Raw genomic sequence first — 19,893 nt, forward strand, 5'->3', positions numbered from 1 at the left:
CAGGAGGTGGCCTTATGAACCTCGTAAAACGCTTTCTCTGTGACTCCCGCAGTCAGTGGTGGCGATTGGCCGTCCTGACCTTGGCCCTCATTTTAGCGGCCAGTTTTGAAATCATCGCCCCGCGCCTCTTGGGCAACATCGTCGACGCCATCGTTCACGGCATCGAACAGCAGCAGGAAATCACGGCCATTTTAGACGACACGACCAACACCGTTCTGCTGCTGGTCTTCTTCTACAGCTGCCACGCCGTATTTACCTACGCCAGCGAATTCATCATCGCCGGGGCATCGCAGCACATGGTCCTGGCCCTGCGCAGCCGCGTGAGCCACCAGCTCCACCACCTGCCCATGGCCTATTTCAACCAGCACAACCGCGGCGACATGCTGAGCCGCCTGACCAGCGACTTGGACTCCGTCGGTGAAACCCTGCGCGAAGGCATTCCCGGCCTCATTTCGTCCTTCATCGGCATCGTCGGTGCCGTGGCCATGATGATTTGGATCAGCCCCCGTTTGGCCGTCATCATCCTCAGCGTCATCGTCGTCGGCGTCCTGGGCCTGACCTTCACGGCCAAAAAGGCCCGCACCATTTACCTTCGTAAGCAGGAAGCCTTAGGCGCCGTTAACGGCGGCATCGAAGAGCTGATTTCGGGCAAGCAGATCGTCCAAGCCTTCGGCCTTGAAAAAATCACGACGGATAACCTCAGCGACCTCAATACCCGCCTCTTCACCCGCGAGCGGCAGTCTGGCTTTATGGGCCAGCTCATCATGCCCCTGGTCAATTTCATCAATCAAATCGGCTACGTCCTGGTCGCCATCCAAGGCGGACTCCTCGTCCTCCGGGGCCAAATCACCCTCGGTGACATTCAGGCCTTCTTCCTCTATGTAACCCAGGTATCGGACCCCATTTCCCGCAGCTCCTACATTTTGACGCGATTCCAGGAAACACACGCCGCCTTAGGCCGCATCTATGAAATTTTAGACTATCCCATGGAAGACGATTCCGGTGCCCTAGAGGTCCTGCCTGATGAAAAGACAGGTCGGCAAGAACCGTCTTATGATGAAGCACGGCGACAACCGGCGACGGCCTCAAAGGATAACGCCATTGAATTTAAACACGTCACCTTCGGCTACAGCGCCGACAAGCCCCTCATGGAAGATGTCAATTTTGAGATTCCCAAAGGCCACGTCGTCGCCATCGTCGGCCCGACAGGTGCCGGAAAAACGACGATCATCAATCTCCTCATGCGCTTTTACGAAATCTCCGGCGGCGCCATTACCATTCACGGCACCGATATCCGTGACCTTCGCCGTGAAACCCTGCACCGACAGATTGGCATGGTCCTGCAGGATACGTGGATCTTCACAGGCACCATTGCCGAAAACATTGCCTACGGCAAACCGGACGCCTCCCGCGAAGAAATCATCAAGGTCGCCAAACTGACCATGGCCGACCATTTCATTCGTACCTTGCCTCTCGGCTACGACACGGTGCTGAAAAACGGTGCCGACGACTTGTCCCAAGGCCAGCGGCAATTACTGACCATTGCCCGTGCCTTCTTAGTCAATCCCAGCATCTTGGTTCTCGATGAAGCGACGGCCAACGTCGATACCCGCACCGAAGTAGAAGTGCAAAAGGCCATGAATCAACTGCTGAAAGGGCGGACGGGCATCGTCATCGCCCACCGCCTGTCGACCATTCGCGACGCCGATTTTCTCCTCGTCGTCAACCAAGGCCGCATCGTCGAACAAGGGACTCATGGCGAACTCTTGGCCCGCGGCGGTTATTATAAAGAATTGTACGAAAACTACGCCAAAGGAATGAGCGTCTAGCTGCCAATTCCGCATCCATAGAAAAACGGGACTGCTCCAAGGTATTTACTACCTCGGGACAGTCCCGTTTTGTCTTGCGCAAAAGGATGTTGATTACGTGTTATCCTTCGGCCTATTTATTGGCCAACTGGCGCAGGATGTCCTGAACCTGTGTGCGTAATTCGGCATTTTCCTGAGCCTGTTTTTCAACCTGTGCCCGCAGAGCTTCATTTTCCTGCTCCTGCTTTTCTACGCGAGCATTCAAAGAGCCGATCGTCGAAGCCTGTTCCGATACGACCGTTGCCAAAGAAGCCTTGGAGTAGTTTGAATATTCATTGCTGCTGCCAAACTTGAAGCTGACGCCGGCGTTGAACATGTTTTCTCCGCCGCCCATGCTGGTGCCGATGGAGAAGAGGACGTCGTTCGTCGGCCGATAAAAGGCTCCGATAGCGACGGCATTGGCCGATTTGTAATTGCCGTAACCGGCAGCAAAATCCCACTTCGCCGTCGGATCATAGTCCTGGGGATGGAGAGCCGCCAAGGCTGCCGCACCGGCACCGACGCGGTTGATGCGCGTATCGAGACTGCTGACCCGGCCGTTCAAATTGGTCACGTTACTGGAAAGATTGGTGATGGCATCTGTATTGCTGTCGACCTTGGCATCGACCGTTTTCAACTGGCCTACGTTGACGGCATCCGTATCGGCAATCCCGTCGGCAACATCGGTAATACGTTGGTTATTGGCATGGATTCCGGTATCGTCAATATACGTTTTGCCGCCGACAGACAGCTTACCGTTAACCGAAAAGTCGCCATTGGTCGTAACGTCCCCATTAATAATAGATCGCCCATAAACAAAGGAATCGCCCGACGTGGCATAACCACTGCTGATATAGGAATTTCCGCTTCCCGGATAGCCACTATACCAATAGCTGGCATTGGAAAGCTCGTTTTCCTCTAAGGTATAGAGTACTCCCTGGAACAAGGCCCCATCATAGTCCCCGGTATTCGCATAAGATTCCCAGGCAGATTCAGGAAAATCCGAAAATGAATCATCATTGTCCATCGCTGCAATATTCTGATCTAACTTAGCCCGCAAATCCTGTACTAACTGTGAGTTTTCCTGAATTTCCTTCAGCGCCTGTTGGGCAAAGGCCAACTGATTTTTGACAGCCCCGTTCTGCGTGTCGTCAGCAGCCAAAGCCGGACAGATTGACGAAGCCGTCATACCGGCCGTTAAAGCCGCCATTACTAATTTTTTCTTCGTAATTACCATATAATCACCTCAACATATAATTTAGGGAATGTCTCCCCTATAAACAACGAAAGGGCATCAGCAAGCCGCTAATGCCCTTTCGAGGTTAACAGTGTATTGCTATCGTTTTGCCCATAATCGGCCCATGATGTCTTGGACCTGAGTCCGGAACACTTGGTTCTAAATAACACGATGGCCTTTCTCGTAAAAATACCTTTACGAATATGTTATTATTTTCACTTTATGTTATAAGTATATATTATTTTCATATAATAGTAAAGCTTATTGTTATTTGTCAGTACGATTAATTTTTTAAGTCACTTTATCCGTATTACAAGCAGTCCTCCAAATCCGTTTACGCGTTTATGGCTATATAGATTGGAATGCCATCTACGAGCGGCGGCCATGAATATAAAACAATTCATGCCATTTTTGTTTTTACGGCTCAATACATTACATCAAAACAAAGGCCTTTAGAACAATGAAAGAGCACCGGCAAATTGCCGGTGCCCTCTCGAAGTGAACTGTCTATTCATTTATCGCTGTGCCGATAATTGGCGCATGATTTCTTGGACTTGAGCCCGTAATTCCTGGTTTTCCTGCTCTTGTTTTTCAACTTTGGTCTGCAGGGCTTCAATCGTCGAATGCTGTGCTTCCAACTGTTTCGACTGTTCCGATACGACGGCGGCTAAAGAATCCTTGGAGTAATTCGAATATTCGTTGCTGCTGCCAAACTTGAAGCTGACACCGGCGTTGAACATGTTTTCCCCGCCGCCCATGCTGGTTCCGATGGAGAAGAGGACGTCGTTCGTCGGCCGATAAAAGGCACCGATGGCGACGGCATTGGCCGATTTGTAATTGCCGTAACCGGCAGCAAAATCCCACTTCGCCGTCGGATCATAGTCCTGGGGATGGAGAGCCGCCAAAGCGGCTGCCCCGGCACCGACGCGGTTGATGCGCGTATCGAGGTTGCTGACCCGACTGTTCAAGTTGGTCACGTTATTTGAAATGTTGGTGATAGATTCCGTGTTGGTTTTCACCTGACTATCCAAGACCGATAAGTTTTCAGCGGCAGAATTAGACTGTTTTACGTATTCACCGTCTTTAGCCACGCGGGTTTCCTGGTACACCGTGTCGCCGGTGACGATGCCCGTATTGCCCGATTCTACCTTGCCGTCAGTCACGACGTCGAGGGTGTATTCCGTGCCGCCGTAGTCATTGGCTTTTTCCGTGTAGTCGATGTGTTTTCCCTTGGCAATGGTGTTCTTGGTATCAATGGCCGAACCGATTTTATCCAACTCGACGCTGCCCGATACCTTATTGCCGGCTGTGTCTTCGATCTCCAGTTTCAACTTATTGCCGTTGAGGCTGAGAGCACTGTCGGAGTCCTTAAGTGTCGTATCCTTCGCGGTAATCTTGTAGCTGTTTTCCGTAGAGCCTTTTTCAACGGTAATATTGTCGCCGGCTTCAATAGTTGTCTTACCTTCCTTCACAGCATCTGAAATAGACTGTTGAACCTGTTTCAGCTGGGCCACGTTGACCGCATCCGTGTCAGCACTGCCGGCAGCAACATTGGTAATCTGGCGAGTTGCTTGCCCGGTTGTTCCATCACTATAATTAACTTGTCCACCGACAGATACGGCACCGAGAACGGATTTCCAAGCAGCCGTGTTGCTGGTGGATTCTTTTTTAGTCAACGGATCATAGCCCAAAATACCACCGGCTCTATCAGCCGTGCTAAAGGAACCTAAAGCCACACTGTGTCTAGCCTTGGCCGTAGCTCCATAACCCCCAATAGCCACCGATTGACCGGCTTCTGCCGTTGAAAAAGCACCTACCGCCAAAGAAAAGGCTTCCTTAGCTTGAGCCACATTCCCGAACGCCGTGGCACGCTCACCATTAGCAATACTGTAACTGCCAACTGCCGTCGCACTCTTACCGGTAACTTCACTATAACTACCTATAGCCGTAGCCCAACCGCCATCAACGGTTGTAGCTGTACCCATAGCAATGGAGCTCTCACCTTTAACCGATGTTGTCTTTTCTTCATCATGGTTATTGTTGCCGATAGCAATAGCCCAGTCACCGTCCACCTTGGCTGCGTTACCGATGGCTAAGCCCATTTCACCTTTTACCGTCAAATAGTTACCCAAAGCGACGCGCCACTGGCCGCCTTCCAGCATACTGCCTTCAATGGAGTTCCCATGTCCAAAGGATGTACCTAAGGTATTTACATGGGAACTTGTACCGACAGCAATACTGCCGCCGCTTACGGTATTCAATAAACCGACGGCAACGTTCTGGTCGGAACCATAATCATTCTTGGTATACGTCCATTCATTACCATTCTGAACTGCCGTATAACCAACTAAGTTGCCGACGCCGAGAACGGTATTCTGCTCACCAAATACTTTAGTCGCTTTATAATCGCCATTTTCGTAATCCGTCGCAAAAACGGCATTATGCGTACCGTCGACATCGATATTTTGACCGACGACGATACTGCTGTTAAAGTTATTCTTATCTCCTACGACACTGACATTATTGCCTAAAACAGTACTGTTATTCCCGCTCGACTTAGAAGAAATGCCGATAACCATACTGTCCGTACCGGTTGCACCGTCATTTAAATAGTTCGTGCCGGTAGAAGTTTGAGAACTCTTGGTAGAGAAGTAATGAACGGAGTTAGAATCAAGCTGTGTCTGAACTTTCTTCAGCTGAGCTACGTTGACGGCATCCGTGTCGGCAAACCCGGCTGCGACATTGGTAATTTGGCGAGTATAGCCACTGGTGCCGCCACCGACGGATACGGCTGCCCGAGTCGCTTTCCAGGTACTCGTCGTGTCTGTGGAAGCAGCACTCGTAGACGGGTCATAACCGGAGATACCGGCCGCCGTATTTGCCACCGAATCAGAGCCTAAGGCTACGCCATTGGCTTCGGAGGCATTGGCATTAGTACCGATAGCCGTTGCATTCTTCCCGGTTACTATACTCTTAAATCCTAAGGCTAGAGCATTTTCATCTGTCGCTTGAGCTCTAGAACCAATAGCCATAGCATTTTTCCCGGTAACTATCGTTCTGTTCAACCCAATTGGATCGTTGGCACCAATACCAATAGCACCCCAGGCGTTGACATTGACGCCATTCCCGATGGCCACGGCTTTGTCACCTTTAGCCGTTATATAGTTACCAACCGCAACGCGCCACTGTCCGCCGGTATACAAATCGCCTAAAATATTATTTCCATGACCAATGGACGTGCCTAACGCTTGTACTACAGAATTGGTGCCAATGACAACGCTGCCGCCACTTACGGTATTCGTTAACCCGACAGCCACATTCTGGTCGCTGCCGGAGTTATTCTTGGTGTAAATCCAATTATTGCCATTTCTCACTGCCGTATAGCCGACTAAGTTGCCGACACCGAGAACGGTATTCTGTTCACCGAATACTTTCGTCAATTTATTGTCACCGTTATTGTAATCCGTTGCAAAAATGGCGTTATGCGTGCCGTCGGCTTCGATGCTGTGACCGACGACGATGCTATTGTTTCTGCCGTTCTTAACCCCAGTAACGGTCGTGTTATTCCCTAAAACGGCACTGTTGTTTCCGTCTGACTTGGAAGAAATCCCGATAACGATACTGTCCGTACCGGTTGCTCCGTCATTTGCGTAGTTCGTGTCCGCCTCTGTTCTAGAGCTCTTGGTCGAGAAGTAGTGAACGGAATTAGCATCCACCTTCGTCGCAATACTCTTTAACTGAGCTACGTTGACGGCATCCGTATCTTCCGTACCAGCTGCAACGTTGGTGATTTGACGCGTCATTCCCGTTTCTCTGTCACCAACGGATACCGCAGCAGCATTAGACTGCCAAGCGGATGTAATCTGAGTCTTTTCTGACACAGCTGCCGTGTAGGCTTTATTGGCAGCATTCATAGCTGTTTCGGAAGTATTCATTGCTGTTTCAGCAGCATCTAAAGCAGACTTAGCAGCTTCCATCTGCTGTTTATACTTTGCTTGTTCAGCTGATCCCGCATCTGCAAAGTTGTAATATTGAACTTTTTGACTATATTCATCACTCTTTGTCAGATAATCGTTAAGTTTACTTTCATAATCAGCTTTTGCCGTTGAAAGAGCCGATGCTAAACCGGGTATACTGCTATTTAATTCGGCAAATCGATCCTCTTTGCCAGCGAAAGCCACAATAGCCGCTTCACTCTCAAAAGCTTTGCCCGTAACCGGGTTATACCCAAGGGCACCTTTATCTACAGATGCAATAGAATTGCTGCCAAGAGCAACGCCGCCGTCATATTGCACATCCGTATTATAACCGACCATGACGGCATTACTAATGTTTTCTGTATGGGCCTTTACCGCTGTTTTTACTTTCATTGTATAAGGAATGGCTGTGCCAGTATACGGCTCACGGGTGTTAATATCCATCTTTGGAGTATATAATTGTGTCATAACTCCATCTTTTGTTTCCATTGAGCCGATAATAATGTTATTACTTCCGCCAGACAATGTATGATAATCACCAATGACGACATCCGTCGTCACATCACTCAGTATATTGCCGGTCCCCATGACAGAAGCATTATTCACATTAGTTCCTGTATTTTGATAGCCTGCAATGGTATTATAATCACTTGCCGCGTTTTCAGTCCCATTCAAAGTATTCCCCGACCCTATAATGGAAGATCTCCTTGCATAATTTGATGTATTGCTGTTCCCCATAGCAAACACGGATCCACCATTAAGAGAAGCATAATCTCTAAATGTCTCGGACATATGATCTGAATATCCGTCATTATAGCTGGCATGTAACAAAAACTCTATATAACGGTAATCGCTAAAACCCTTTGCTACCACATCAAGCATGTTCCCACCAGCATTTGTCACCCAGTTTCCGGTGCCCCAAACCATAGAGTTCGATGAATAGTCGACCTTATTCATGGTACCAAAAGCACCATTAACCATTGTCACGGGAGCATCTTCAGTACCAGTAATTTTATTATCAACCCCATAAATCGAAGACCAGCTAGTGTACTTATTGCTGGCTGAATTAAAACCTGTGACGGTGCTATAAGCTCCAATACCTTGCGCTCCCCAACCTAGTGCAGTACCGCCGGCACCCCCTTGTGCATGATTACCGACGACAGTCATGCTCATTCCTCTAACATCAGTATCGACAGCTTTCTTTTCTTCAGGCGTTAAGGAGCCGATAATAACCGAATCATTAAGATCATAATTTATCTGATTATCGCCAATAACAATACCTGCATTCGGAGTTTTAAAAGTATTATTATTGCCAATAATCGTTAAACTTTCATACCCCTTCATATAGGTATTATTCCCACTAATCGAATTTCCTTTACCGATTACTAAGTCGGATACCGTATCCGTTCTGATCTCTTGTTTTCCAGAAACGGTACCGGAGTTTCTCCCCGTAATGCTGTTCTTATCGCCGATTACGGTCTGACTCTTACTATCGGTTACCGTATTCCCATCACCAAATACTTCAGCATCTTTACTGTTTGTCACTTTGTTGTCAGTTCCCACAACACGAACCGTCGTATCATCCGTTACGGTATTGGTCGTGCCAGCAGCCGTCCCGCTGTCTACGATGATGTTATCCGCCGCATAGGAAGGCATCCCCATACCGGACAGGCTCAATCCGGCTAAAACCATGGCTGCCAAAGCAGTCTTTTTCACGACGTGACTGCCGTTACTTTTAGTCCGACTTTTGGCCATTTCTGATACGACGACGTAGCAATGTTTGGCCCGACTCCAAATGACGCGATAAATCTTGTTCATAAAAAAGCTCCTTCCCATTCCGTTATTATTTTCACTTTACTTATAAGTATATATAAATTATAAAAAATAGTAAAGTTTGTTATTATTTCGTCATTTTTATATTATTTTCGAGTCGTTTTGCTCATCATCAAAGGATATGATCTAAATACTTTCACTTTTCCCCAATTTTTCAAAAAAAGAACGACAGAAACTTCACTCTTTCCAGTGACGATTCTGTCGTTACTTTATACGGTTTCCCTTCAATCATAAAACATGTAACACAGCCTTAATCCACGTATCCGCCAAATTAACGGCCCCTTACGCCGGTCTCATCAACAAACGAAGTGTCGCCATCGACGCGGCTGCATAGGATGCCGGGCATAATATCGCGATTTAACTCCATTTATCACAGTTCAGCCCTCGTAGAATAAATTGCAGGATTCTTTTTTGCAGGCGATACCACTCGTTTTCTTTTAGTGCCAATAAATTTCGGTTAACCGCACTGCTTCCATTGACGATAAATTGAAAAAGGAGTTCTGCCTCATCTTGGCTCATATGCAGCTCTTTCATGAGTACCGGAACAATTTTAGGACTTTCATGCTGATAGATTTTCTCAACGATCATCGGAGCTACATCCCGATCCTTTACCAGAAAGCGATAGTCTTCAAGTTCCAAATATTTATGGCAGGGAGGGAACAGCGACCGATCCCTCGGTAATTCGGCATCATTCGTTTGGTTTAACATGGCTTGCAATTCTTTAAGAGAACCCTTCTTTTCATTTGGCGTCATATGATCGATGAGATGGAGGCTATCGTTAATAATCTCCTCTAATAAGTCATCAATCGTGTTGTAATATAAGTAGAAAGTACCTCTGGCAATATGTGCTTCTTGGCAAAGGACGGTAATACGGATGTCCCGGAAAGGCTTTGTTTTCAACATACGCAGTAATGTTTCTTTTATGTGATTTCGAGTATAGCTGGATACGTGTCGTTTCGTTTCTGTCTTTTTATTTCGGCTTTGAGTCAATGTGTTTCTCCTTACTGTTGAAATCATAGATGAATGATTATCTTTTATTTTATCACGGAGAATAGGGTTTCTGTGAAAATAGAGACCAACTCTAGACACATTTCAATTTCTGTATATTATTTTGAGAACCTATCATCTAACTATATACATATTCCAATTTCTGTATATTGTTTTCGAATATAGCCATTATTATAATCAAGGTGTAAGGCTTACTTATTGATGGTTGTTTTAGACGAAAGGAGATTACTATGGAACTTTACAAAAACTTTGATGGAAAAGCCCCCATGATTGACGTGAATGATGCGGCCATGCTGCTCATTGACCACCAGAGCGGTTTATTCCAATGTATTGGCGATATTGATTTCCTGCGCATTCGTGACAGAGCTATTGCGCTGGCTGAAGCGGCGACGTTAGTAAATATGCCCGTTATTACCACCGCTTCCGTCCCCCAAGGTCCAAACGGTCCGTTGATTCCGGAACTCCATGAAGCCGCTCCCCATGCGGTATATGTAGCTCGCCGCGGAGAAGTTAATTCTTGGGATTGCAAAGAATTCGTAGACGCCGTAAAAGCAACCGGCAAAAAGACCTTAATCATTGCCGGTACGGTAACCAGCGTATGCATGGCCTTACCGGCTCTTTCTGCGGTAAACGAAGGATACCGTGTATTTGCAGTGCCAGACGCTTCCGGTACGTATTCACAAGAAGCAGCTATCGCTACCATGATGCGCCTTACCCAAGCGGGTGTCGTTGTAACAGACGCCGGTGCCGTATTAGCCGAATTACAGCGTACCTGGCATACACCAAAAGCCGACGCCTGGGCTCAGATTTGGGGCCGTATTTTCACCAACTATCGGCTGCTGTTAGAAAGCTATGCCAAAGCCGTAGAAGTAACGAAAACAGGCGAACCGATGGATAACGAACGGGAAGACTAATCTTTTACTCGTTCACCATTGATTGATAAAATGTAAGCCTCTCATAAAGTAAGGCCGACGGAGCTAGTTTGTACTAGTTCTGTCGGCCTTTTGTGTCTTTCTGCTACTCCTTGAGCAGTCCTTTCGATACTAAGTACGCCCGCGCTACGTCGGCGGCCGGCTTGCCTTCGATATCGACTTCGTAATTCATCTTGAGCATTTCTTCCGTCGTAATCATGTGGGCCAGCTTATTCAACACCGGCACCAATTGAGGATACTTTTTGATGGTGTCGGCCCGAAGGAGAGGTGCTCCCTGATAGGGCGGGAACAGGCCTTTGTCGTCTTCCAGCATGACTAAATCATGAGTTATGATTTCCGGGTCCGTCGAGAAGACGTCGATGACGTCGACATTGTCCTTGTCGATGGCTTCATAACGAAGGCTCGGCTCCATGGTGACAACGGAAAGATTCAGGTCGTACAGGGATTTCAGGCCCTTATTGCCGTCTTCGCGGTCGTTAAATTCTAAGGAGAAACCGGCTCTGGCCGTGTTTTCCACCTTTTTCAAATCGGAAATCGTCTTGAGGCCGTACTGCTCGGCATAGGAGCGTTTCACGGCAATGGCATAGGTATTTTGGTATTCCATCGGTTCCAGCAGGATCAAGTCATCTTGTTTCAAGATTCCCGCTTTAGCCGCTTCATAAACGGTTTCCGGATTGTTCGACAAGCCCGTCATAGGCGGCTTAATCAAGGACGACGTGACCGTTCCCGTAAATTCGGGGTACATGTCGATGGAGCCGTTTTTCAGAGCTTCATATAAGAAGCTGGTCTTCCCGAAACTGGGCTTTACCGTCACCTTGATATCCGTTTCGTCTTCGATCAGGTCTTTGTACATGTTGATTAAAATTTCCGGTTCCGAGCCTAATTTTCCGGCAGCGATGAGGGTATTCCCGGACAGGCCGCCGATGTTGACTGTCGATAAGACCAAGAGGGCCAAGGCCGTCACGAAGGACAGGCCGATGACTTTTAACGAGCGTTTTTCCAAGAACTTGATGAGGGCACTGACGACGACAGCCAATAAGGCCGCCGTAATGGCCCCGATGAGGATGAGTGCCGAATTGTTCCGATCGATGCCGAGGAGAATGAAGGTCCCCAGTCCCCCGGCACCGATCAAGGCTCCGAGGGTCGCCGTCCCGATGAGCATGACCGACGACGTGCGGATGCCGCCGATAATAGACGGCATGGCCAGGACGAGTTCAAATTTTTTCAGCTTTTCCATACGGCTCATGCCGAAGGCTTCGGCCGCTTCCTGAAGGAGGGGATCGATGCCCTGAAGGCCCGTAATGGTGTTCTGCAAAATGGGAAACAGGCCGTAGATGACCAGGGCCACGATGGCCGGCACCTTGCCGATTCCCAGGAAAGGAATGAACAGCCCCAACAGTGCCAGGGACGGGATGGTCTGTAAAATCCCTGCCAGCTGCAGGGTTACTTCCGAGGCTTTCTTATACTTTACGACGAAGATGGCAAAGGGCACGGCCAGTAAGATGGCCACAAAGAGGGCAATCATCGAAATCTGCACGTGCTCCAACAATAATTGTACCAATTCGCCCTGTCGTTCACTAAATGTACTCATTAAGTTTTCCATAGTTTACCCCTCGTAGAAAAAACGTTTGACAACTTCATGGGCCGGATGGTCCTTGACCGCCTGCGGCGTGTCGAGCTGTACGACTTCACCGCTGCTCATGACGCAGAGGCGGTCGCCGAGTTTTACGGCTTCGGCCATATCGTGGGTGACAAAGACGATGGTCATTTTAAAGGTTTCGTGGAGGTGCTTGATGAGCTCCTGCAATTGATTGCGGCTGATGGGATCGAGGGCGCTGAAAGGTTCATCCATGAGGAGGATGTCCGGTTTGGCCACGATGGCCCGCAGGATGCCGACGCGCTGCTGTTCGCCGCCGGAAAGGTCACGGGGATAGCGGTTCATATACTGATCGGCATCGAGGCCGACCAAGGACAGATAGGCGCGGATTGTCTTCTGCCGCTCTGCCTTGGGCCAGCCTTTCATTTCCGGGATGATTTCGATGTTTTCATAGACCGTCAAATTGGGAAAGAGGGCCCCGGTCTGGAGGACGTAGCCGATGTTCATGCGCAGCTTTCTCGGCTCGAGCTGACTGATATCGCTCCCGTCGATGAGGACCGTCCCTTCCGTCGGCGTCAAGAGTCGGTTGATCATCTTTAGGGTCGTCGTCTTGCCGCTGCCGCTGGTTCCGACGATGACAAAGAACTCGCCGCTCTTGATGGTTAAGCTCATGTGCTGTAAGGCCCGTTTCTTGTCGTAAATCTTACTCACATTTTTAAATTCAATCATGGTAGTCACCTATATTCCTTGCCAGTGCATCATTAAACTTACGACTAATGCGTAATAAGAAATCTCGCTCATCCGGTGTGAGTTCACTCATGGCCAGCATTTCTGCTTCTTCCAATAAGTCCAGGACCGACGCCGCATAGGTCCGCCCCTCTTCCGTCAAAGTAATCAGTTTCATCCGCTTGTCCCGGGAATTTTCTTCAAAGCGAAGGTATCCCTTTTCTTTAAAAGATTTGATCGTCGCATTGACGACCTGCTTCGTCGAATAGGTCTTCTGGGCGATTTCATGTTGAGGGATGCCCTCGGGATGATAGTAAATCCACATCAAGATGAGCATAGACTTGCTCTGAAGACCCCGTTTTCTGGCGTAATTTTCAAAAATCGACAGCAGATTGTCCCTGATTCGCGAATAGTCTTTTGTCTGTTTATAGATATCATTCATTAACTACAACCACCTTACCGAAGCTTTCGGCACTGTCCAAATAAGCCTGAGCCTGACGAATGTCGGCTAAGGAGAAGATTTTCTCCGGCGCCGCATCGATATGGTATTTCGCAATCATATCGAACAGGGCCTGCAAAGACGCTTCATCGACGAGTCCGGAATAGAAACCTGTAATGTACTTGCCGCTCCCAAGGTCCGTAATGATATCGAAATTGTCGATCGTCCATTTCCCGCCCAAGAGGCCCGTATTGCAGAGAATGCCGCCATCTTTCAGATGGGCCAAACTGTCGGCCATGGCGGATGGACCGATTAAGTCGGCAATTTTATCAAAGGATAATTCCGTATCGAGGCAACCGCTATGGTCGACGATGACTTCGTCAAATCCGGCTTCCATCAGCCGGTCGGTCTTGCCGGCATTGCGCGTCGATCCGTACAAGTGCGCCTTTGGGTATTTCCCTTTCAGGAGTTTTGCAAAGGCCACGCCTACGCCGCTTGAAGCACCGCGGACGAGGACGGCATCGGAGTCTTCGATCTTCAAATTTTTCAAGGTTCCAAAAGCCGTGTGGTACGTTTCCGGAACGGCGGCCATGGTCGGCCAATCTAAGTCGGTCTGCACCTTGTAAATCTGTTCGTTCGGCAAAAGAACGTATTCAGCATAAGAGCCGTCAAAGGCCCGCCCCATTTCCCCCATAATAGACACGACTTTCGTCCCTTCGGGAATCCTTTCCGGCTCCGTGCTGTCGGTGACGATGCCGACACATTCAATGCCTAAAATCCGCGGAAAGCGGACCGATTCCGAATAGCCCTGACGGGTAAAAATTTCCGAGCGGTTGATGCCGAAGCCCATGACCTTAACTAGCTACCAACCCGGTTTTACCGTCGGCGTCTCGACATCCTGATACATGAGCTTATCGACGCCGCCGGCTTCATAGATGACGACAGCTTTCATCCCATTCCCCCCTTATGTTCCAAGCTATCCCGACGCCTTTCATCACCCGGATTTTAAATCTGAGTGGATGAGTCCAACATCGGGATATAATTAGTCAAAACTTTTTACTATTTCATCATAAAACAAACGGGCCTAATAGTCAAATATTTTGACCAATTGACCCGTTGATTCTTTTACGGACGATGAAGTCATGGCCTTCATCAAATCCAGCTTTCACCTGACAGAATAAGTCTTTTTTTATAGAACATTAGCCGTATCGTCAGTATATCGCTGAAGAAACTGCGGCTCTACCCTTTTTGTCAACCAGACGCCGTTGACGGAGCGGTAAAACACAATCCCTTTTCGATGCATGTCGCCGCTGTGGACGCAGAATATGACCGGCCTTCCGTGGCGGCGGCCGACGTTTTCCGCCGTCTTCACGTCTCCCGAAAGGTGGACGTAGAGCCGTGACTTCGGTACCAAGCCCTCCCGTTCGATGGCGGCGGCGTATTTCTCTCCCGTCCCGTGGTAGAGGATGTCCGGCGGCGTTACGACGGGAAGCTCGACGTCGACATCGATGGAGTGGCCCTGATTGGCACGTATCTTAGTCTTATCGTCGTTGAAGGAATACCGCTGCTTGTTGTCTGTCCTGACGATTTCTTCTAACATCTGCCGGTCGAGAGGATATTTTTTCCCCACGCCCTGTATGAGTTCATCCACATCGGCCCAGCCGTGCTCATCAAGGCGGATGCCTGCCGCCCAAGGTTTATGCCGCAGCACGAGACTGATAAAGCGGCTGGTCTTAGTCAAATCCATGATAGAAACACTCCTTTCCCTACAGCTAAATTATAGCAAAGATGGGCATTTCCTGCATTCCCCTGAAGAGCGTCTATAACAAATAGATCTTATACTGTCCAATTTTTGTCGTCTATGCTACAATGGAAAAAATTGAAATATTTCTCGTTTCCGAAAGGAGCAGGCCTATGAAAAAAGGTTACGAATTATTAAATGATCCCTTTTTGAATAAGGGTACGGCATTTTCCATGAAAGAAAGAGCTGAACTCGGCCTTATCGGCCTCTTGCCGCCGACGGAGCAAACGATTGAAGTACAGGCTCAGCAGGTGTACGGCAATTTCCAGTCGAAGCCCAATGTCAGTGAAAAACGGCATTACCTCATGAACATTTTCAGCCGCAACCGGACGCTGTTTTATTACGTCTTCAAACAGCACATCGCTGAATTCATGCCGATTATCTACGATCCGGGCATTGCCGAAAGCATCCGCGAATACAGCCAGTTCTTCATAACCCCGCAAAATGCCGCCTACCTTTCCGTGGAACATCCGGAACAAATCGAAGAGTCCCTGAAAAATACCGCCATGGGCCGCGAGATCGAGCTCATCGTCGTCACCGATGCCGAAGCCATCTTGGGAATCGGCGACTGGGGCACCAACGGCGTCGGCATCTCGACGGGGAAACTCATGGTCTATACGGGAGCTGCCGGCATCGATCCGGCCAAGGTCCTGCCCGTCGTCATCGATGCCGGTACCAACCGTCAGAGCCTCCTCGACGATCCCCTTTACTTCGGTCTGCGTCAAAAACGCGTCGACGACGACACGTACTACGCCTTCGTCGATAAATTCGTAAAACAAGTTGAATCGATGTTCCCCCGCCTCTACCTCCACTTTGAAGACTTCGGCCGCGGCCATGCCGCTGCCCTCCTCAAAAAATACGTCGATACCTATCCTGTCTTCAACGACGACATCGAAGGAACGGGCATCATCACCTTGGCCGGCGTCCTCGGCGCCCTGGCCATTACCAGCGAAAAACTGGCCGACCAGCGTTACATGTGCTTCGGTGCCGGCACGGCAGGCTGCGGCATTGCCAAACGGATTTATCAGGAAATGATCGATCAGGGCCTGTCAGAAGCCGACGCCAAGAGCCGTTTTTACCTCGTCGACAAAGAGGGTCTCCTATTCGACGACATGAGTGATTTGACGCCGGAACAAAAACCTTTCGCCAGAAAGCGTGACGAATTCGCCGACGCCGCCTCCCTTACGACCTTAGAGGCTGCCGTCAAGGCCGTTCATCCGACCATCCTCGTCGGCACGTCGACCAAGAGCGGTGCCTTTACCGAAGCCGTCGTAAAAGAAATGGCCTCAAAAGCCGATCGGCCCATGATCTTCCCCCTCAGTAACCCGACAGAACTTGCCGAAGCCAAGGCCGAAGACCTCATCCGCTGGACTGACGGCAAAGCCTTAGTGGCAACGGGCATCCCGACCGATCCCGTCACCTATAACGGCGTCACCTACGACATCGGCCAGGCCAACAACGCCCTCATCTATCCGGGCCTAGGCCTCGGCGTCATCGCCTCAGGGGCAAAACTCCTGACCGATAAAATGATCTCCGTCGCCGCCCACGCCATCGGCGGCATCATAGATACAAATAAACCGGGCGCCGCCGTCCTGCCGCCGGTAACCAAACTCGACCAATTTTCAGAAACCGTCGCCATCGCCGTAGCCAAAGAAGCCGGAAAAGAAGGCTTGAATAGAAACGACGTCTCCGATCCCGAAGCCTGCATCAAAGCCTATAAATGGGAGCCGGCTTATAAATAAGACGACAGATAGTACAGAATAAGAAAACTGAATAAAACGAGATAAAAAAAGAGCCATGGATTCATGTACAAACACAAATCCATGGCTCTCTTCTAATACACTACTTTACGTTTCATCCGTAATTACTTTTCTGCCTTCATAAATGTCCATGTCCATCTTGCCTAAGCGTTTGCCAATAATCGCTGTACCGACGAGATCACTCGTATTATTCAACAAGGTGTGCGGCGGATCAATGACCGGCCAAATAGCTGCAAAGATGGGGATAACATCGAGAGGCATACCAATCGCCTGTAAGAGTACGGTACTCATTACGATACCGGCCCCTTTTACCCCAGCAGCGCCAACAGAAAGGATAATTCCTAAGAATATGTAGAGAACTAATTTAGCAAAAGTAATTTCAACCCCATAAATATTGGCACAAAAGATGCATGCCAGACCAATAAATACAGCAAAACCATTCATCCCGCAAGTATTACCCAGAGGCAGTGTAAATCCATACACGTTTTCCGGCAAGCCCAATTTTTGCCCTGCAGTTTTAAGAGATACCGGCAAGGTAGCTGCCGACGATGTCGTAGTAATGGCAACTATCATAGGCTGCGAAATCTTACGGAAAAAGCGGATAGGGCCTAATCCGGCAAGACCTTTCAACATGGCCGGATACATGATTAGGAAGAAAATGATGCAGGTAATGTAATCAGCGGCAATCAGAGCGATTACATCCTTTACCGTAGCCCCACTGATAGTCGTAACCATCGTAGCCATGAGGGAGGCGATACCTATGGGAGAAAATGCCATAACAAAATCAGTAATTTTCAACATGACGAGAGCACCCTGGTCAATGATTTTTACAAAATCATTAACCTGCTTGCTGAGGAATAAGATTGCAACCCCTAAAAATAAGGAAAAAACGATAATTTGCAACATATCTTGTTTGACAAAAGACTCGAACACATTCGCAGGAAACCAACTAACTACATTATTAATAAAATTATAGTCAACATTTTTGACATTAGCCCCAGCCTGGAGAAACTCGGTGGTTCCCGAACCAATGCCTAAGAACATTCCAACAAACGTCCCTAAAGCAGCTGCTAACCCGGATGTGATTAAGATATAAGCAACAAATCGAAGTCCGATACTGACTAATTGCTTGACATCCCCCATCTTACAGACACCACTGGTAATACTGAAAAAGACCAAAGGGACAATAAGCATCTTCAACATGCGAAGGAATACTTCACCTAAAGGGGACAACATTTTTGTTAGATCAGGAGAAGCAAAGCCGATAATAAAACCGATAACGATACCAATGAGAATGCGGGTACCTAACCCTAGTTTTTTGAGTAACATATTGGATTGCTCCCTTCTATATAATTACAATATCAGAGCTATAAAGCAGCCACTTCTTCGGCAACTTTTAAGAAAGTTACGATATCATCAGCACTGTTAACATGAAGAGGTGAAATACGCAAAACTCCTGGTGAATCAAACTGTTTCAACATGCGCCCGGAATAAATACTGGAGGCAAGGCGTTCAAAGGCAACGACACCACGCTTTTCCATTTCTTCTCTGGCCTTATCTGCTGACATATTATCGAACTCAATCCCTGTAATAAGGTCACGTTTCGTAAGATCAGGATCATCCATCTTAACCGTTACACCTTTCATCTGGCGTAGGCCCTTCATATCCTCAGTTCCATCAAGCAAAATGGAAAGAAGAGCTTGTTCATGGGAGGCAATGCGATTCATACCTGCTTCGTACAAGGTTTGCCGATCCATTTCATCCGGCAATACGTCTTTACCAATAGAGCAGACATAATCGACAATCGCTGAAATGGCTACAAACTGTGCTGTAGCCGGGCTGCCAATTTCCCAGTCATCAAGGGGTTTTCCGGCAAGTTTATGGTGTTCAAAGTCCTTTACCCTATCAGATAGATACATAGCGGAAAAGCCGCGTATACCGAAAAATTTATACGGTGCAAAATTCATAACATCTACGCCCCATTCTTCCGGATGGAGAGCTCCATGTGGAGCATGTTGTACCGCATCACTTATGATAAATATGTCCGGATTGATTTCGCGAGCTTTTTTCGCAATAGTTTCGATATCCTGAATATGTCCGGATATATTAGAGGCTGTCATGATGCTAAGAATGGCCGTATCTGCATCGACATACTTTAATACGTCATCCGTATCAATAGCACCCGTTTGTTTATTAGCTGGAACCACTCGAAGGTCACGATCATATTTGGCGGCATACATGCTTAAAGAATCAAAAGATGACGGATGTTCCAATACTGAGGTAACAATATTTGTACCCTTGGCATGTTCACTAAGAATTCGCACCGCATCCATCATCAATTGGGAAGCAGTATAGCCGGTAGCAATAGCCCCTTTTTTTGCATTAAAGATAACTCGCAAATCCGAACGACCTTTATCTTCCATTTCCAAAAGCTTCTTGGCTAATACGTTGGCATGTTCCGAAGCATCTGGCATCGCATCAATTTGATAAAATACGTCCTCCGCCCGAATCAATCTCAGAGAACCGCCAGCGTTATCAAAGAACAGCCGTCGCTGTTTATTGCAGTCGACATCCACATATTTAAATTGACTGCGTAATTGATTCAATGTTTTGTCAGTAAATAACGTTCCATACTTTGTTTCCATAAACACATACCTCCAATATAAATTAATTATCATTAATACTTTTTCAATTATCCGGATATATTTTTCATCTTATATATTTTATATTTTACAT

13 protein-coding genes are annotated in these 19,893 nt (G+C 48.1%); 3 read left to right on the forward strand and 10 right to left on the reverse strand.

The window, feature by feature from the left end:
• Positions 1-14 precede the first annotated feature (14 nt).
• The gene (locus tag TX77_RS08225) at positions 15-1,829 is read left to right on the forward strand and encodes an ABC transporter ATP-binding protein (RefSeq protein WP_044504322.1); all 1,815 of its coding nucleotides are present in this window, start codon (positions 15-17) and stop codon (positions 1,827-1,829) included.
• Between the two features lie 112 nt (positions 1,830-1,941).
• Here TX77_RS08225 and TX77_RS13005 read toward each other — a convergent pair whose 3' ends face one another.
• The 3 genes from TX77_RS13005 to TX77_RS08240 form a co-directional block, all read right to left on the reverse strand.
• The gene (locus TX77_RS13005) at positions 1,942-3,084 is read right to left on the reverse strand and encodes a YadA-like family protein (protein ID WP_049917330.1); all 1,143 of its coding nucleotides are present in this window, start codon (positions 3,082-3,084) and stop codon (positions 1,942-1,944) included.
• Positions 3,085-3,599: 515 nt separating this feature from the next.
• Positions 3,600-8,879 carry an ESPR-type extended signal peptide-containing protein gene (locus tag TX77_RS08235; protein ID WP_044504324.1) on the reverse strand — a complete coding sequence of 1,760 codons (5,280 nt, stop codon included), beginning with the start codon at positions 8,877-8,879 and terminating at the stop codon, positions 3,600-3,602.
• A 372-nt stretch (positions 8,880-9,251) separates the two neighbouring features.
• Complete coding sequence (locus tag TX77_RS08240; RefSeq protein ID WP_154651881.1) at positions 9,252-9,797, reverse strand: TetR/AcrR family transcriptional regulator; 546 nt, start codon at positions 9,795-9,797, stop codon at positions 9,252-9,254.
• A 335-nt stretch (positions 9,798-10,132) separates the two neighbouring features.
• On the opposite strand from TX77_RS08240, the gene TX77_RS08245 reads away from it, so the two are divergent.
• Positions 10,133-10,816, forward strand: a complete 684-nt coding sequence (locus TX77_RS08245; RefSeq protein ID WP_044504327.1) for an isochorismatase family protein — start codon at positions 10,133-10,135, stop codon at positions 10,814-10,816.
• 103 nt (positions 10,817-10,919) lie between these two features.
• Here the strand turns inward: TX77_RS08245 and TX77_RS08250 are convergent, their stop codons facing one another.
• The 5 genes from TX77_RS08250 to TX77_RS08270 all read right to left on the reverse strand — a co-directional run bounded on the left by TX77_RS08250 (position 10,920) and on the right by TX77_RS08270 (position 15,343).
• Positions 10,920-12,437 carry an ABC transporter permease/substrate-binding protein gene (locus TX77_RS08250; RefSeq protein ID WP_044504328.1) on the reverse strand — a complete coding sequence of 506 codons (1,518 nt, stop codon included), beginning with the start codon at positions 12,435-12,437 and terminating at the stop codon, positions 10,920-10,922.
• 3 nt (positions 12,438-12,440) lie between these two features.
• Positions 12,441-13,160 (reverse strand): ABC transporter ATP-binding protein, encoded by a 720-nt coding sequence (locus TX77_RS08255; protein ID WP_044504329.1) that lies wholly within the window; start codon positions 13,158-13,160, stop codon positions 12,441-12,443.
• Positions 13,153-13,599, reverse strand: coding sequence for a MarR family winged helix-turn-helix transcriptional regulator (locus TX77_RS08260; RefSeq protein WP_044504330.1), 447 nt, complete (start codon positions 13,597-13,599; stop codon positions 13,153-13,155). Before TX77_RS08260 ends, TX77_RS08255 begins: the two co-directional genes overlap by 8 nt.
• Positions 13,592-14,446, reverse strand: a complete 855-nt coding sequence (locus TX77_RS08265; protein ID WP_230198090.1) for a zinc-binding dehydrogenase — start codon at positions 14,444-14,446, stop codon at positions 13,592-13,594. The genes TX77_RS08260 and TX77_RS08265 overlap by 8 nt, the downstream gene beginning before the upstream one ends.
• 339 nt (positions 14,447-14,785) lie before the next feature.
• On the reverse strand, positions 14,786-15,343 hold the full coding sequence (locus TX77_RS08270; RefSeq protein ID WP_044504331.1) for an RNA 2'-phosphotransferase: 558 nt from the start codon (positions 15,341-15,343) through the stop codon (positions 14,786-14,788).
• A gap of 167 nt (positions 15,344-15,510) precedes the next feature.
• Here TX77_RS08270 and TX77_RS08275 point away from each other — a divergent pair, with 167 nt between their 5' ends.
• On the forward strand, positions 15,511-17,139 hold the full coding sequence (locus tag TX77_RS08275) for a malolactic enzyme (protein WP_044504332.1): 1,629 nt from the start codon (positions 15,511-15,513) through the stop codon (positions 17,137-17,139).
• 105 nt (positions 17,140-17,244) lie between these two features.
• On the opposite strand, the gene TX77_RS08280 is transcribed toward TX77_RS08275, so the two are convergent.
• Both TX77_RS08280 and TX77_RS08285 read right to left on the reverse strand, forming a co-directional pair.
• Positions 17,245-18,486, reverse strand: a complete 1,242-nt coding sequence (locus TX77_RS08280) for a dicarboxylate/amino acid:cation symporter (protein ID WP_044504333.1) — start codon at positions 18,484-18,486, stop codon at positions 17,245-17,247.
• Between the two features lie 38 nt (positions 18,487-18,524).
• On the reverse strand, positions 18,525-19,802 hold the full coding sequence (locus tag TX77_RS08285; protein ID WP_044504334.1) for an aminotransferase class V-fold PLP-dependent enzyme: 1,278 nt from the start codon (positions 19,800-19,802) through the stop codon (positions 18,525-18,527).
• Positions 19,803-19,893: the final 91 nt, after the last annotated feature.

Origin of the sequence: Megasphaera massiliensis (assembly GCF_000455225.1) — a bacterium.
GTDB lineage: Bacteria > Bacillota > Negativicutes > Veillonellales > Megasphaeraceae > Megasphaera > Megasphaera massiliensis.